The 13,273-nt window shown below is 75.5% G+C and carries 12 protein-coding genes; 6 read left to right on the forward strand and 6 right to left on the reverse strand.

All coding sequences use genetic code 11. The annotated features are described in order from the left end of the window. Positions 1–142 precede the first annotated feature (142 nt). The 4 genes from ACIQWA_RS36065 to ACIQWA_RS36080 all read right to left on the reverse strand — a co-directional run bounded on the left by ACIQWA_RS36065 (position 143) and on the right by ACIQWA_RS36080 (position 4,176). On the reverse strand, positions 143–616 hold the full coding sequence (locus ACIQWA_RS36065; RefSeq protein ID WP_402490071.1) for a nucleoside deaminase: 474 nt from the start codon (positions 614–616) through the stop codon (positions 143–145). Positions 617–887: 271 nt separating this feature from the next. Next, a complete protein-coding gene (locus ACIQWA_RS36070; protein WP_402490075.1) occupies positions 888–2,093 on the reverse strand; it encodes an AI-2E family transporter in 1,206 nt (401 codons plus the stop codon). A 281-nt stretch (positions 2,094–2,374) separates the two neighbouring features. Then, on the reverse strand, positions 2,375–3,034 hold the full coding sequence (locus ACIQWA_RS36075) for a LuxR C-terminal-related transcriptional regulator (RefSeq protein ID WP_402490078.1): 660 nt from the start codon (positions 3,032–3,034) through the stop codon (positions 2,375–2,377). Then, positions 3,022–4,176: a sensor histidine kinase gene (locus ACIQWA_RS36080; protein WP_402490081.1), complete on the reverse strand. Its 1,155-nt coding sequence runs from the start codon at positions 4,174–4,176 to the stop codon at positions 3,022–3,024. Before ACIQWA_RS36080 ends, ACIQWA_RS36075 begins: the two co-directional genes overlap by 13 nt. A 113-nt stretch (positions 4,177–4,289) precedes the next feature. Between ACIQWA_RS36080 and ACIQWA_RS36085 the strand changes: the two genes are divergently transcribed. Together ACIQWA_RS36085 and ACIQWA_RS36090 are read left to right on the forward strand one after the other, a co-directional pair. Further along, positions 4,290–5,519: a serine hydrolase domain-containing protein gene (locus tag ACIQWA_RS36085; RefSeq protein ID WP_402490084.1), complete on the forward strand. Its 1,230-nt coding sequence runs from the start codon at positions 4,290–4,292 to the stop codon at positions 5,517–5,519. Positions 5,520–5,789: 270 nt separating this feature from the next. After that, positions 5,790–7,868 (forward strand): sensor histidine kinase, encoded by a 2,079-nt coding sequence (locus tag ACIQWA_RS36090; protein WP_402490087.1) that lies wholly within the window; start codon positions 5,790–5,792, stop codon positions 7,866–7,868. 27 nt (positions 7,869–7,895) lie between these two features. On the opposite strand, the gene ACIQWA_RS36095 is transcribed toward ACIQWA_RS36090, so the two are convergent. Further along, positions 7,896–8,147 carry a hypothetical protein gene (locus ACIQWA_RS36095; RefSeq protein WP_402490090.1) on the reverse strand — a complete coding sequence of 84 codons (252 nt, stop codon included), beginning with the start codon at positions 8,145–8,147 and terminating at the stop codon, positions 7,896–7,898. Between the two features lie 289 nt (positions 8,148–8,436). On the opposite strand from ACIQWA_RS36095, the gene ACIQWA_RS36100 reads away from it, so the two are divergent. The 4 genes from ACIQWA_RS36100 to ACIQWA_RS36115 all read left to right on the forward strand — a co-directional run bounded on the left by ACIQWA_RS36100 (position 8,437) and on the right by ACIQWA_RS36115 (position 12,358). Continuing rightward, on the forward strand, positions 8,437–9,384 hold the full coding sequence (locus ACIQWA_RS36100) for an ATP-binding cassette domain-containing protein (RefSeq protein ID WP_402490093.1): 948 nt from the start codon (positions 8,437–8,439) through the stop codon (positions 9,382–9,384). Then, complete coding sequence (locus tag ACIQWA_RS36105; protein WP_402490096.1) at positions 9,381–10,232, forward strand: ABC transporter permease; 852 nt, start codon at positions 9,381–9,383, stop codon at positions 10,230–10,232. Before ACIQWA_RS36100 ends, ACIQWA_RS36105 begins: the two co-directional genes overlap by 4 nt. A 114-nt stretch (positions 10,233–10,346) precedes the next feature. Then, on the forward strand, positions 10,347–11,678 hold the full coding sequence (locus tag ACIQWA_RS36110) for a histidine kinase (RefSeq protein ID WP_402490098.1): 1,332 nt from the start codon (positions 10,347–10,349) through the stop codon (positions 11,676–11,678). Further along, a complete protein-coding gene (locus tag ACIQWA_RS36115; protein ID WP_402490101.1) occupies positions 11,675–12,358 on the forward strand; it encodes a response regulator in 684 nt (227 codons plus the stop codon). Before ACIQWA_RS36110 ends, ACIQWA_RS36115 begins: the two co-directional genes overlap by 4 nt. Before the next feature lie 61 nt (positions 12,359–12,419). On the opposite strand, the gene ACIQWA_RS36120 is transcribed toward ACIQWA_RS36115, so the two are convergent. Next, positions 12,420–13,136: a DUF2278 family protein gene (locus ACIQWA_RS36120; RefSeq protein ID WP_402490104.1), complete on the reverse strand. Its 717-nt coding sequence runs from the start codon at positions 13,134–13,136 to the stop codon at positions 12,420–12,422. Positions 13,137–13,273: the final 137 nt, after the last annotated feature.

Below are 13,273 nucleotides of genomic sequence, written 5' to 3' on the forward strand. Positions count from 1 at the left end.
GGCCGCCGGACTGGCGGTGTCAGCCTGTGGAGCGCAGATAAGCCGGGCATCCGTGCCCGCACAGCGCAGCGAAGCAGGAACCCACCGAGACGGTCGGACGACCGTGGTAGGAATCCCCGGCCTTTAGGCCGGGGAGCGGAAGTCAACCCCAGTAGCCGACGTGCACCGCGGAGGCCTCCTCGAAGAGGAACGGCCCCGACACCTCCACCGTGCTGCCACCGGCCGCGAAGACCGTGCGGCACGGCAGGTCCAGCACCGGCTCGTCCGGGTCCACGCCCGCGATCGCGTTCAGTTCGGTCGCGGCGAGCGCGTAGACGACCCGGCGGATGCCGCTCCAGTGGATCGCCCCGGCGCACATCGCGCACGGCTCGGTGCTGGAGTAGAGCACGGCGTCGGCGAGCTGGTGCGGGGCCAGGGTGCGGGAGGCCTGCCGGACCAGGTTGATCTCCGCGTGGGCGGTCACGTCGTGGTCGGTCAGGACGGTGTTCTCGGCGGTCAGCAGGACCTTCCCGTCGGGGTCGGTGAGCAGCGCGCCGAAGGGGTGGTTGCCGTGCGCCCGGGCGGAGGCGCCGAGCTCGATGGCGGCGAGCAGGTGGTCGGGGGAGTGGTCGGCCATGTGGGTCTCCTCGGGCGGTGCGAACGGGGACGGAGGACAGACCTGTGCCGCCGGGCGGGCGACGCCGTGGCCGCTCGGCTCCGTCCCCCCCGACCAGTCTCACCCCGCCGGTGCCGGGCCGCCCCGGCACCGGCGGTCCGGAGCGCCTACGGGGCCGCTGCGGTGGCGCGGAGCCGGAGCTCCTTCTTGTCCGGCTTGCCGGTGTCGGTGAGGGGCAGCGCGTCGGCGAAGTCGATGACGTCCTCCTTCAACTACCCGGCCCCGGGCGGCTCTACCGGCGGCGGCGCGGGCGATCGCCCTCCGGCGGAGCGCCGCTGCCCGACCCGGTCCGCCCCCGCGCCGACGGCGGGCCGTGGTCGCGCAGCTCGGTGAGCACCGCCCAGGCCACCGACACCACCGGTACGGCGACCACCGCGCCCAGCACCCCGGCCAGCACCGCGCCGCCGATCACCGACAGGGCGATCGCCACCGGGTGGATCCGCACCGACCAGCCCATCACCAGCGGGTGCAGCAGGTGGCCCTCGATCTGGCCGATCACCACGATCAGTGCCAGCACCAGCAGCGCGACCACCGGCCCCCGCGCGGCCAGGGCGACCAGCGCGGCGATCGCCAGCGCGATCGGGGAGCCGATCAGCGGGACCAGCGCCGCGACGAACTCCACCACCATCAGCGGCAGCACCAGCGGCACCCGCAGGAGCGCCAGCGCGATGCCGACCAGCGCCGCGTTGGTCGCCGACACGATCAGCACCCCGCGGGTGTACCCGGCGAAGGTGCGCCAGGCGGCCTGCCCGGCCCGGCTCCAGACGGGACGGGCCCGGGCCGGCAGCTGGCGCTGCGCCCAGCTCCACATCCGGTCGCCGGAGTACAGGAAGAACACCGAGCAGAACACCGCGAGGGCCAGCCCGGTGACCAGCTCGACGGCCCGGCTCGCGCCGCTGAGGGCGGTGGTCAGCAGCGCCGAGCGGTGCGCCGAGACGAACGCGCCGACCTTCGCCCGCAGGTCGGTGACCGTACCCGCGCGCAGGTGGAAGGGGGCGCCGGTGAGCCAGCGGTCGATCCGGCCGAGGCCGCCGCGCAGCTCGTCGCCGATCCGGTTCCACTCGTCGGCGACGTTCGTCCCGACCAGCGCCAGCACCCCGCCGACGACCGCGAGCGCGCACAGGAACGCCACCAGCACGGCCAGTGAGCGGGGCAGGGTCCGGGCCAGCAGGTCGACCAGCGGGCGCAGCACCGAGGTGATCACCAGCGCCACGAACAGTGCGATCACCGGCATCTCCAGCTCGCCGAGCACCCCGACGGCCAGGTAGGCGGCCACCCCGAGCAGCCCCAGCCGCCAGACGTACCCGGCGGCGGTGCGCAGCCCGGTCGGCACGTGCTCGGCGGGCGCCGCGGGCCGTGCCCGCCGCACCGCCACCCGGGGCGGGCGGCTGCCGAGCGGCCGGGGGCGCCGGCCCGGCCCGGGGCCGGTCACGCCCACGGGCCGGCGCCCGGCGGCCGGCCGGGGTACCGCGCGGGACGGTGTTCGGGGCTTTTCACGGCGGGCTCAGCCGGGGGTCTCGTGCGGTTCCGGCCCGTGGGTCGTGCGCGAGTCGCTCATGGGGCCCGCCTCCTCCGTCCTCGGCCTGTTCCCAGCGTCTCCCCGGCCCCCGGACTCGCACACCTCGGCGGCGTACCGGAGCCGGAGCCGGAGCCGGGGTCGGAGCCGGGGCCGGGCTGCGCCGGTCCCGCCGTCCAACGGCCTTCACCGCCCCACCGCCTTCACCGCCCGACGGCCCTCCGCCCGCTGAGGTAGGTGAGGACGGCGAGGACCCGGCGGTGGCCGCTGTCGGCGGGCGAGAGGCCGAGCTTGGCGAAGATGTTGCCGATGTGCTTGTGGACGGCGTTGTCGGTGATGACGAGCCGGGTCGCGATCGTGGTGTTGTCGTGCCCCTCGGCCATCAGCGCGAGCACCTCGCGTTCGCGCGGTGTCAGGGCGGCCGTCGGGTCCTGGGCGTGCCGGGTCAGGAGCTGTCCGATCACGTCCGGGTCCATCACGGTGCCCCCGGCGGCGACCCGGCGCAGCGCGTCGGTGAACTCGCTCACCCGGCTCACCCGGTCCTTGAGCAGGTAGCCGATGCCGCCGCGCCCGTCGGAGAGCAGCTCCCCGGCGTACTGCTGCTCGACGTACTGGGAGAGGACGAGCACGGGCAGGCCGGGCTGCTCCCGGCGGGCGCGGATGGCGGCCCGGATGCCCTCGTCGCGGAAGGCGGGCGGCAGCCGGACGTCGACGACGGCGACGTCGGGCCGGTGCTCGGCGACGGCGGCGAGGAAGCCCGGGGCGTCCTGGACGATCGCGGCGACGTGGAAGCCCTTGGCGGTGAGCAGCAGTTCCAGCCCGCTGGAGAGCAGGACGTTGTCCTCGGCGATCACGACCCGCACGGCACACCCACCGTGATCGTGGTCGGGCCGCCGACCGGGCTGCGGAGGTCGAGGGTGCCGTCGAGCGCCAGGACGCGCTGGCGGATCCCGGCGAGGCCGGTGCCCCGCGTCTCGTCGGCGCCGCCGGCTCCGTCGTCGGTGACCTCGATCGACAGCCGGTCACCGGTGCGGGCCACCCGTACCGCCGTCCGGGTGGCGCCGCTGTGCTTGGCGGCGTTGGTGAGCGCCTCGGCGACCGTGAAGTACGCGACGGCCTCGACGGCGGCGGGGAGCGTGCCGAGGCTGCCGACGTCGAGGGTGGTGTCGAGCGCCGCGTCGGCCCCGAGGGCCGACAGCGCCCCGGCGAGCCCGCGGTCGGCCAGGATCGGCGGGTAGATCGTGCGGATCACCGCGCGGAGCTCCACCATGGCCTCCTCGGTGGTCCGGTGGGCCTGCGCCAGCAGCGTGGCGACCGTCCTCGGGTCCTCGTCCAGGAGTTCCCGGGCCACGCCCAGCCGCATCGCGATGGCCACCAGCCGGGCCTGAGTGCCGTCGTGCAGGTCGCGTTCGATCCGGCGGAGCTCCGCGCCGTGCGCGGTGAGCGCCCCGGCCCGGGTCTCGGTCAGCGTCTCCACCCGCTGCGCCAGCTCCGCGGAGGCCGACGGCGACAGCAGGGCCACGCAGGTCCGGGCGTGCAGCCGGGCCAGCCGGGGGAGCAGCCAGTGGGTCAGGGCGGCGAAGGCGAGCAGCTGCGCCGTCCCCAGGGTCAGCGCCGGGCCCCACCCGGTCAGCGGAGCACCGGCGGCGAAGCCGCCCGCCCGGGTGCCGGCGGGCAGGGCCCACCACAGGGGCACCGTGACGGCCGTGGTCAGGGTGTTGCCCGCGCACACCACCGCGACGAGCCCGAACGCCAGGCCGGTCAGCAGCCAGGCGCCGAGCCACCCGAGCAGGCGCGCGGTGCCGACCCGGACGGGGCCGGAGGCGGGTGCGCCCAGCAGTCCGTCGGCGCGGCGGCGCTGCCGGCCGGCCCAGGCGCGCGCCACCGCCGGGACGAGGAGGACGGGCAGCACGAGCAGTGCGAGCGCGGCGGCGAGCAGGCCGCCCAGCAGGTAGCCCAGGGCGCGCCAGGTCGCCCAAAGCCTTTCGGCCCGATGGAGGTTCATCCGCCCAAGTCTGGATCATGGCGAACCGGCCCGGCACTACAGCCCACTACCCTGTTTTCCGACCGGCTCGGGGTACCGACCGGGCGCGGCGGCCGGGCCTAGCGTCAACTCCCATGAAGAGACCACCGATTGATGCCGTACGGCGGCGCGGCCGTTCCGTACGACGGACCCTGGTGTCGGCCGCCGTGCTGGCCGGCACCCTCGCCACGACCGTGCCCGCCGTCGCCGCGGCGGCCCGGCCGTACGACGACCGCGGCCTGCTCCGGCGCGACGCGGCCGCGCTCACCGCACTCGGCGTGACGGGGGTGCAGGCCCGGCTGCTCACCGCCGACGGCCGGGCGGTGACCGCCACCAGCGGGGTCGCCGACCTGACGACCGGACAGCCGGTGCCGACGGACGGCCACTTCCGGATCGCCAGCGTCACCAAGGCGTTCGTGGCCACCGTCGTCCTCCAGCTCGTCGGCGAGCACCGGCTCTCGCTGGACGACACGGTCGAGCGGTGGCTGCCCGGCGTGGTGTCCGGGAACGGGAACGACGGCGGCGCGATCACCGTCCGCCAACTGCTCCAGCACACCAGCGGACTGCACGACGACTACCCGGACTACAGCTCGGCGGAGGACTTCCGCCGGCACCGCTACGACAGCTCCACGCCCGAGCAGAGCGTCGACCGGGCGCTGCGCCACCCGCCGGACTTCCGGCCCGGCGCCGACTGGCGCTACAGCAACACCGGTTACGTCCTGCTCGGCATGATCATTGAGCGGGCCACCGGGCAGGCCTGGCACCAGGAGGTGCGGGACCGGATCGTCCGCCCGCTCGGCCTCGCCCACACCTCCTGGCCCGGGACGTCCCCCACGCTGCCCCGGCCGCACGCCCGGACCTACCAGAGCTTCAAGCCGGGCGAGCCGGCCGTCGACGTCACCGAGCAGGTCGGCGTGGGCATCAACGGGGAGGCCGGGCTGGTCTCCACCACCGCCGACCTCGACCGCTTCTTCCGGGCCCTGCTGGGCGGCCGGCTGCTGCGGCCCGCCCAACTCGCCCTGATGAAGCAGACCGTTCCGGTCGGCGAGGAGTTCCGGGCGCTCATGCCGGGCGCCGAGGACGGGCTGGGGCTCTTCTCCCGCCCGCTGACCTGCGGCGGGGTGTACTGGGGCCACGAGGGCGGCGACGCGGGCTGGATCACCGCGACCGGCGTCACCTCCGACGGCCGGCGCAGCGTCACGCTCTCGCTCTCGGGCGTCCGCGCCGACACCCCGGACGACGTCCGCCGGATCGAGCAGGCGGAGACCACGCTGGTCGACGACGCCCTCTGCGGCGCCCCGACCGGCGCCCACCGACGGCACTGAGGCCCCCGGCCGTCGGCGGTTTCCAGGGGCCGTCGGCCGAACCGAGGCCGACGGCCCCGACGCTCCCACCCCCCGACGCCCCACCCCCGATGCGGGCCCGCCGACGCGGCCCCTCCGACGCGGCCGCACCGACGCCCGGACGGCTCGGTGACGCTGGGACGCCGGTCGCCCGCAGTCCGTCACTCGCGGGGCCGCTGCCCCATGCGCCCGGGACACCGGGTGGACGAGACTGCTCCCATGCGGCCGGTCGTGGGCGAAGAGAGGTCGGTCATGGGTGCGGAGAGCGCGGAGAACGCGGGGAGCGTCCGATGGCGGCCCCGCCCCGGCCGGGCGGAGCGGCAGCTGACGACCGCGGGGCTGTGCGCGCTGGTCTGCCTGGCCGCAGGCGGCCTGTGGGCCGGGTACGTGCTGGGCCACCTGGGGACGCCGGGCATCGCCGAACCGACCCGGCACCTGGCGGTGCTCGGCTACGGCCTCGCCGCCGTCGCCGGCGGGGTGCTGCTGCACGCCCACCGGCCCGGTCTGGAGCTCGGCTGGGTGCTGCTGGCGTACGGGGGAGCGCTGCTCCTGCCGCTCGCCGCCGAGACCCCGGTCTGGACGGAGGTGAGCGACCCGCGCTACGTCGGGGCCGTGGTCGTGCTCAAGTCCGTCGGCTACACCGTCAGCGGCACGATCTGGCAGGCGCTGCCGCTCTGGCTCCCGTACGGCCGGCTGACCGACCGCCGCTGGTGGCTCGCGATCGGCGCGGTGGGCCTGTGGATGCTGCCCCAGGCGAGCTACTACGTCTACCAGCCGACCGTGTTCGGCCGCCCCAACCCGCTCGCCGACAGCACCGTCGCCGACTGGCTGCGGCACTTCAACGGCACCCTGCACATCACCCAACTGGTCGTATGGGTCGCCCTGACCGCCCTGGTGGTGCTCGTCCCGCTGGCCCGCACCCGGCGGGTGCCCCGGCGCCGCCGTCAGCACGTGCTGCTCGCGATCGCCGTCTACCTGCTCTGGGCCGGCGCCGAGGCCGGCTACTACTTCAACGGCCAGAGCACCGCCTCCTACGCCGCCTACGCGGCCGCCTCCGCACTGTGGACGCTGACCCTCGCCGCCGTGGTGGTGCGGGACGGCTCCTGGCGGCTGGACCGCTCGGCCCGCCGGATCCTGGTCGGACTGCTGGTCGCCGCCGGGCTGGCGGTCGTCTTCGTCCTGCTGGCCGGACTGCTGTCCACCATGCTGCTGCCCGGCCGGGGCTTCGGCGCCCTGTGCGTGGTCGCCCTGGTCTTCCTGCTCGCCGGCGGCCTGCCCAGGGGCGTGCGCTGGGCCTCCGGCATCGTCGACCGCTGGTACTACGGCGCCCGCGCCCAGCCGTACCAGGTGCTGCGCAGCCTCGCCGGGCGGGTCAGCCAGACCGTCGACCCGCAGGACGTGCCCGCCGTGCTGTGCGCCACCGTCGGCGACGAACTACGGCTGCCCGGCGTGGACCTGACCGTCTCCACCCGCGGCGGCGAACGCCGGCTCGCCGCCGTGGGGGAGCACCCCGGCGAGGGCGAACGCTTCGCCCTGGTCCACCGCGGCAGCGAGATCGGCCGGCTCACCGTCGCCCCGCGCCCGGGCCAGCGCACCCTCGACGACAGCGACCGCGACATCCTGCGCTCCCTCGCCGACCAGGCCGCGCCCGCCGTGGCCTCGCTCCAGCTGATGGCGGACCTGCGGGCCAGCCGCGAGCAGATCGTCGCCGCCCGGGAGGAGGAACGCCGTCAGCTGCGCCGCGACATCCACGACGGGCTCGGCCCGCTGCTGGCCGGCCTGCGGCTGCGCCTCCAGGGCGCGGCCGCCGTGGACGACCCGGCCCGCTTCGCGGCCGCCCTGGAGGACGTCGCCGACGACCTCGCCACGGCCGTCCGCGAGGTCCGCCGGATCACCGACCGGCTCGGGCCCACCGTGCTCGGCGACTACGGGCTGAGCCGCGCGCTGCGCCGCCTCGCCGACACCTTCAGCGGCGACGAGCTCACCGTCACCGCCCTGCTCGCCCCCGACCCGCTGCCCGAGCTGCCCGCCGCGGTCGAGGTCGCCGTCTACCGGATCACCGCCGAGGCGCTCAACAACGTGCTGCGGCACGCCCGGGCGACCAGCGCCACGGTGACCGTGCTGGTCGACCCGGGGCGGCTGGAACTCACCGTCGAGGACGACGGGCAGGGCCCCGGCCGCGGCGACCCGGGCCACCCGGGGGTGGGGCTGCGCTCGATGAGCGAGCGGGCGGCGGAGATCGGCGGCTGCTGCACCGTCCACCCCGCCGGGGGCCTCGGCCGGGGGACCCGGGTGCACGCGGTGCTGCCGCGCCACCCGGCGGCGGGCTGACGGGAGCCGTCGCGGCCCTGGCGCGGGTCAGTTGCAGTTCGGCGGGTTCGGGCACGGGGCGTGACCGTGGCCCTTGCCGTGACCGTGCCCCTTGCGGGGACCGCGGCCCCTGCCGTGACCGTGAGCGTGAGCGCGGCTTCCGCGCTGCTCCGCGCCGGCCGCCTCGTCCTCGGCCCGGGCCTTGCAGCACCGGGCGGCGCAGGCGACCACGGCCGCGAGGACGACGACTCCGGCGGCTCCGGCGGCGACGGCCACCGGGTTGACCGATCTGGCGCTCATGGTGTCCTCCGGGAGGGGTTGCGCGGGCCGGTCGGCCCGCCCCTCCATGGCACCGCCGGGGCTGACCCATGCGCATGGGGCCACGGTCCCGTCCCGGTCCCGGCACGGCTACGCTCCGTCCCGCTCCCAGGCCGAACCGCATTTCCGCGGGTAGGGCAACGGTGTGGTACCGCGGTACTACGCGGCGTCCGATGATCAGTCCGCAGTGCCGCGCTTCGGGCCCCGCCGGGCCCTAGCGTGGAACCGTGGGCGGCCGGGATGGCCCGGCCCCTGAACGTAAGGGCTAGCGATGATCGAGGCGCACCAGCTGACGAAGCGGTACGGGGAGAAGACCGCCGTGGACGGGCTGGACTTCACGGTCCGGCCGGGCGCGGTGACCGGGTTCCTCGGCCCCAACGGGGCGGGAAAGTCGACCACGATGCGGATGATCGTCGGACTGGACGCGCCCACCGGCGGGTCGGTCCGGGTCAACGGCCGCCGGTACGCCGAGCACGCCGCTCCGCTGCAGGAGGTGGGCGCGCTGCTTGAGGCCAAGTCGATCCACCCCGGCCGTTCGGCGTTCAACCACCTGATGGCCCAGGCCCACACCCACGGCATCCCGCGCCGCCGGGTCGAGGAGGTCATCGAGCTGACCGGCCTCCAGTCGGTGGCCCGCAAGCGCGCCGGGGCGTTCTCGCTCGGCATGGGCCAGCGGCTCGGCATCGCGGCCGCCCTGCTGGGCGACCCGGCCACGGTGATGCTGGACGAGCCGGTCAACGGGCTCGACCCCGAGGGCGTGCTCTGGATCCGCAACCTGCTCACCTCGCTCGCCGCCGAGGGCCGCACCGTCTTCGTCTCCTCGCACCTGATGAGCGAGGTCTCGCTGGTCGCCGACCACCTGATCATCGTCGGACGGGGCCGGCTGCTCGCCGACACCACCGTGCAGGAGCTGGTCCAGCAGGCCGGCGGCGACGTCGTCAAGGTCGCCAGCGCCGACCCGGCCCGGCTGCGTGCGGCGCTCGCCGGACCGGGCGTCGAGGTCACCGGCCGCTCCGGCTCCGAGGAGCTGCTGGTCACCGGGCGGACGGCCCGCGAGATCGGCCTCACCGCCGCCGAACACGGCATCGCGGTGTTCGAACTCACCCCGCGGACGGTCTCCCTGGAGGAGGCGTTCATGGAGCTGACCCGGGACGCCGTCGAGTACCACGGCACCACCACCGTCGAGAGCACTGTCGACACCCAGAGGAGCGCGGCATGACCACGATCGCCCCCAGCCAGACGCCGTCCACGGCCTCCGGCCAGCGCCCCGCCCGCCCCGCCTACAAGGTGACGGCCGCGCGCGTGCTGCGCTCGGAGTGGGCCAAGCTGTGGTCGCTGCGGTCCACCTGGATCACCCTCGGCCTGGCGCTGCTGTTCCTGGTCGCCTTCGGCCTGATCGCGGCCTTCCAGTTCAAGTCGCGGATCACCTCCGGCCGCCCGATGGACCGGGACTTCGCCAACTCCAGCGCGCTCAGCCTCTCCCTGTTCGGCACCAACTTCGCCCAGCTGGCGCTCGGCGTCCTCGGCGTGCTGGTCGCGGCCGGCGAGTACTCGACCGGCATGATCCGTTCCACCCTGGCCGCCGTGCCGCGCCGGCTGCCGGTGCTGTGGTCCAAGGCGGCGGTGTACGGCGTGATCGCGCTGGTGCTGGGCACCGTCGGGGTCTTCGCCGCCTTCACCGCCGACAGCGGCATCCTGTCCGGCACCCGGGCGGCGATGACCCTCTCCGACTCCGGCGTGGTGCGCGGCCTGTTCGGCGCCGGGCTCTACCTGGGCCTGGTCGGCGTGATCGGGGTGGCCCTCGGCGCCCTGCTGCGCTCGGTGGCCGGCGGCATCGCCGTGCTGGTCGCCTCGCTGATGCTGATCCCCGGCCTGACCTCGCTGCTCCCCACGTCCTGGCAGAGCCACATCAGCCCGTACCTGCCCAGCCACGCCGGTGAGGCGATGTTCGCCCTGCACCACGACTCGACCACCCTCTCGCCGACGGCCGGCCTGCTGGTCTTCCTCGGCTGGACGGTGCTGGCGCTCGCCGGTGCCGCCGTCCGGCTGGTGCGCAGCGACGCCTGAGCCCGGGCGCTCCGGCGCCTGGGAAACTCGCGGTGCGGCGCCGGTCCTCCACCGGCGCCGCACCGTTCCGTCCGTCTCCGTCCGTCCGCCCCCGACCAGCAGGGAGAACCCCCGGTGAGCGAGGACCACTCCGCCTCCGCCGGCCCGTTCGCGGCCACCGACGCGCTGTCCGGCCACCCGCTGTTCGTCCGGCTGGCCCGGATCGGCCAGCGGCTGCGCGAGGCGGACCGCGCCCACCCGTGGGTGCTGGACGCCGCCGTGGTCGCGGTGGTGTTCCTGATGTTCGGCCTGCCCGACCTGTTCCCCGGCCACGGGGACGTCGGACACGGGGACACCGGGCCGCACGAGCACCGGCTCAACCTGGTCCGGCTGCCGCTGCCGTGGACGCTGCTCCTCCAGGCCGGCCTGGTGCTGCCGCTGCTGTGGCGCCGCCGGCGGCCCACGGCGGCCTTCGCGGTGATCATGGCGGTGTTCGTCCTGCAGTGGTCGCTGGGCGTGGGCCTGCGCGCCGACGCGGCCCTGCTGGTGGCGCTCTACAGCCTGGCCCTGCACGGCCGGCTGCGGAACCTGGCCTGGTCCTGCCTGCTGATGGTCGGGGCGATGGCGCTGGCCGCGGTCGAGGTCTCCGGCGGCGGGCTGCCGGTCGGGGACGCCCTGTTCTTCCTGGTCAGCGCCGCCACCGCGGGCGTCGCCCTGGGCATCGCGGTGCGGATCCGCCGCGCCCAGCTGGCCGGACTGCGCGAGCGGGCGGCCCGGCTGGAGATCGAGCGCGACCAGCGCAGCCGGCTGGCGACCGCCACCGAACGCACCCGGGTGGCCCGCGAGATGCACGACATCATCGGCCACAACCTGTCCGTGATCGTCACCCTGGCCGACGGCGGCGCCTACGCCGCCCAGACCTCCCCCGAGCGCGGCCGGGAGGCGCTGCAACTGATCGGCGAGACCAGCCGCCAGGCGCTCGGCGAGCTGCGCCGGATGCTCGGCGTGCTGCGCGACCAGGCCGACCAGGCCGCCGAGTTCAACCCCCAGCCCGGCATCGCCGACGTGGACGGCCTGTGCGCCCGGATCCGTGCCGCCGGACCGCAGGTGGTGTACACCGTCTCCGGCGACCCGGACCGGCTGGACCGCGGCGTCCAGTTGATGGCCTACCGGATCGTCCAGGAGGCCCTCACCAACACCCTCAAGCACGCCGGACCGGACACCCGGGCGCACGTCACCCTGACCGTCGACGCCACCCGGCTGCGGGTGCGCGTCCAGGACGCCGGCCCGCCCGGCGGCACCCGCCCGCCGACGCGCCCGGACGGCGAGGGGCACGGCCTGGCCGGGATGCGCGAACGCGCGGCCCTGTACGGCGGGAGCGTCACGGCGGGCCCCGGCCCTGGGGCAGGATGGACCGTGGAGGCCGTACTGGACCTCACCCCCGACCCGACAGGCGGCCACCCGTGACCACCGTCCTCATCGTGGACGACCAGCCACTCCAGCGGTACGGCTTCCGGATGCTGCTGGAGAGCCAGCCCGACACCGAGGTGGTCGGCGAGGCCGCGCACGGCACCGAGGCCGTCCGGCTCACCGCCGACCTGCGGCCCGACGTCGTCCTGATGGACATCCGGATGCCCGGCATGGACGGCATCGAGGCCACCCGCCGGATCGTCGCCGGCGGCGGGCGCTCGCGCATCCTGGTCCTCACCACCTTCGACCTGGACGAGTACGCGCACGCCGCGCTGCGCGCCGGGGCCAGCGGCTTCCTGCTCAAGGACGCGCGGCCGGAGGAACTGCTCGCCGGGATCCGCGCCGTCGCCGAGGGCGACGCCGTGGTGGCCCCGGCGATCACCCGGCGGCTGCTCGACGCCTACGCCCACCACCTGCCGGTCCGCCCGGTCGGCGCCGCGCCCGTGGACGACCCGCGGCTGGAGGCGCTGACCGAGCGCGAGCGGGAGATCCTGGTGGCCATCGCCCAGGGCTGGACCAACAGCGAGATCGCCCAGCGGCTGGTGCTGGCCGAATCGACCGTCAAGACGCACGTCAGCCGGGTGCTGGCGAAGATCGGCGCCCGGGACCGGGTGCAGGCGGTGATCTTCGCCTACGACCGCGGACTGACCCGGCCCAATCCGCCGATCGCGAACTGATCCGGTGGCGGCGGCCCGGGGGCCCGCCACCGGCCCGGGAGCCCCGCCACCGGCTGCCGTGCTACGCCTGGCTGCTGCTGGGGGCGTCCTGCGCCGACCGGGCGGGGCGCGGCACGGAGCCCGGCAGGCCGTGGCCGGTGCGGTCGTCGGTGTGCCAGGACTGCGACTGGAAGGCGAGGAACACCGCCGTCCAGCGGTTCTCGGCCGGCAGGTGGATCAGCAGCGCGCCGTCCTGGTACACCCCGTCGTCCTTGCGGAACTGCCCGCTGTTGCCCTGGTTCATGTGGACGTCGTGCACGCCGTTGCCGGGCAGGAAGCCGAACACCTTGTCCGGGACGCCGGGTTCGGGCCCGAAGCGCTGGCCGAACACGTAGACGGCGGCGGCCCGGTCGGCGATCGCGCGCTGCACGTGGTCGTCGAGCAGATCGGCGAGGTCGTTGTGCGGGCCGGGGAGGTCGGGCGGCAGCGCGTGCATCGCCGAGTGGTCGAGGAGCTTGCCGCGGACGAAGTCCAGGCTCGCCGTGCCCGGCCGGGAGTCCAGCGCCGTCCAGCCGCTGCCGGGGGCCGGGAGCAGCTCGGTGACCGGGTGTCGGAAGTCCTCGTCGGCGAGGTAGAGCAGGTTCGAAGGGGCCTGCTGGGAGAGCACGTTGACGGCCGCGCGGTAGTCGGCGCCGGCGGCGTCGCGCAGGTGGATCTGGTAGTGCGGGGTGCCGGTGGCACCCTCGCGGCGCCGGTCGACGGCGGTGGCGGCGAGCACGCCGTAGTTGGCGATGGGCATGGGGCGGTTCCTCGGGTGGGGTCGGCCAGGAGCTCCTCCGTTATCGCCCACGGGCCGGGCGCGGCACCGGGGAATCGGCGATTGTTCACCTTCCGTCCCCCGGACGGGTACCCGCGGCCCCGAACGCCGAGGAGGGC

This window comes from Kitasatospora sp. NPDC098652 (assembly GCF_044760155.1).
GTDB lineage: Bacteria > Actinomycetota > Actinomycetes > Streptomycetales > Streptomycetaceae > Kitasatospora.

Coding starts and splice junctions, on each gene's coding strand:
- ACIQWA_RS36065 (WP_402490071.1), bottom strand. CDS start 616: ATGGCCGACCACTCCCCCGACCACCTGCTCGCCGCCATCGAGCTCGGC.
- ACIQWA_RS36080 (WP_402490081.1), bottom strand. CDS start 4,176: ATGAACCTCCATCGGGCCGAAAGGCTTTGGGCGACCTGGCGCGCCCTG.
- ACIQWA_RS36085 (WP_402490084.1), top strand. CDS start 4,290: ATGAAGAGACCACCGATTGATGCCGTACGGCGGCGCGGCCGTTCCGTA.
- ACIQWA_RS36090 (WP_402490087.1), top strand. CDS start 5,790: ATGGGTGCGGAGAGCGCGGAGAACGCGGGGAGCGTCCGATGGCGGCCC.
- ACIQWA_RS36095 (WP_402490090.1), bottom strand. CDS start 8,147: ATGAGCGCCAGATCGGTCAACCCGGTGGCCGTCGCCGCCGGAGCCGCC.
- ACIQWA_RS36100 (WP_402490093.1), top strand. CDS start 8,437: ATGATCGAGGCGCACCAGCTGACGAAGCGGTACGGGGAGAAGACCGCC.
- ACIQWA_RS36105 (WP_402490096.1), top strand. CDS start 9,381: ATGACCACGATCGCCCCCAGCCAGACGCCGTCCACGGCCTCCGGCCAG.
- ACIQWA_RS36120 (WP_402490104.1), bottom strand. CDS start 13,136: ATGCCCATCGCCAACTACGGCGTGCTCGCCGCCACCGCCGTCGACCGG.